Source organism: Intrasporangium chromatireducens Q5-1 (genome assembly GCF_000576575.1).
In the GTDB taxonomy this organism is placed as follows: Bacteria; Actinomycetota; Actinomycetes; order Actinomycetales; family Dermatophilaceae; genus Intrasporangium_A; species Intrasporangium_A chromatireducens.
In genome coordinates this window covers 1-1,559 of record NZ_AWQS01000452.1, presented here as the reverse complement: position 1 = coordinate 1,559, position 1,559 = coordinate 1, and the positions used below count along the sequence as shown (strand labels likewise).

Annotated in this window: 1 protein-coding gene and 1 pseudogene; both read right to left on the bottom strand. The window is 67.6% G+C overall.

The genetic code is table 11. From position 1 onward, the window contains the following. Positions 1 to 413: pseudogene (locus tag N864_RS22150) on the bottom strand (hypothetical protein); the annotation flags it as partial. Positions 414 to 569: 156 nt separating this feature from the next. Next, a partial coding sequence (locus tag N864_RS22145) for an IS1380 family transposase (RefSeq protein WP_034722644.1) occupies positions 570 to 1,559 on the bottom strand: 990 nt, incomplete at its 5' end.

Genomic DNA, 1,559 nt, shown 5'->3' with positions numbered 1-1,559 from the left:
ACACCTGCCCGGTTAACTTCGAAGAGCCCGTAAACCTTCCAGCCATCGATGAGGTGAGCGCCCGAAGGGATCGATGCTCGGTCCACATACCCAGTCCCACCGTTCTGGTAGATGAGCACGTCGCCAGGCGCCTTTGACGCTCTGCCCTTGAACGTGGTCTCAAATCCAAAGGGCTTACGGGAGCTGACCAGCCTTTCGAAGCGCTTGCTCTCCGGCAGTGCCAGCGAGTGCTCCTGCCCGGTCTCGACGGCAATCACCTTGCGCAAGATTGACAGAGCCTCGTTGAACCGGATGAAGACATCCGCGCCTGGTTCGAGCAAAGAGCGAGTGGCCGTGGTCGTCGGCCAATCCTTGAAGTGGGTGGTGACCTCGCAGAGTCCGGGGTGGTCGCGATCCCAGAGGAAGTAGCACACCCCGCCCTTTAGCCTCGATCCACCGATGCGCCTTCGGTTCTCGGCGTGACGCTTTCCGCTGGCTGAGGATCGGCTGAGGGCGTGGGTGATTGCCCGACCTCGCTGTCGGGATGTTCCACGTCGGGTTTCTCGGTCGCGCCGTTGTCGGCTGGGTGGTCAGGATGGTGCCGTCATGGGCGGGTCGGCGACGCGGTCGAACAGTCGGGTCCACGCCTCGTGCCACGGCCAGGACTCGGGAAGGTGCAGGGTGATCCGGCGGGCGGAGGACGCGACCCGCGCCGGGACGGTGATCAGGGTGCGTCGGACGGTCGCGGTGCTCGCCTTCGCCAGCTTCGAGGTCTGGCGTGTCGCACCGGAGGCCATGACGGCGGCGGCGCGGGTGAGGTTGAACGCGATCACGGCCAGCACGAGCCAGGCGGCGTTCGCGGTGAACTTTCCGGAGGGGAGGTGAGCCAGGGCCGAGTTCTTCAGGTCGGCGTGGACTTGTTCGATGATCGCGTGGTGCCGGTGCGTCTGGTCGGCGGTCACGGTGTCCAGGGTGTCGGCGGGGACGGTGGTGAAGAAGGCGTGGAAGCGCCACACGTCGAACAGGGTGCCTTGCCCGGCGGCCTTCTTCTTCTCGGCGTTGAGGTCGGGGATGCGGCGCACGACGAGCCGGCCCGGGACGTGGTGCGCGGTCTTCTGTGCGGCGAACGCGGTGAAGTCGATCTCGGCGACCTCGGCCCGGGAGATCCACGCCCCGGTTGCCTCGTCGCGGATCGCGTCGGTGTACTCGATCGTGGTCCACGCGCTCTCGTCGATCCCAGCGATCGCGGTCTTGATGGTGCTGGTCAGCCTCACCGTGACGGACACGTCCGCGCCGCCGGCCAGCGCGGCCCGGACGGCGGGGCCACCGAAGAACGCGGAGTCCATCCGGACCAGGACCGGCTGGTCCGCCCCGAGCAGGCGCCGGGCTTGTTTGACGGCGTCGCCGATCAGCCGGGCCGCGCCGCGCGGGGACCCGCACGAGCCCTTGCGTAGCCGCTGAGCGACGATGACCGGCGCGTGTCCTGCGGTGGTGAGGGTCGCCAGGAACGCGTTGAGCCCGCGGACCTTCGAGTAGCCGAAACCGGCGCCCTGTTTCTGGTGGCCGTGGACCTCGATGAT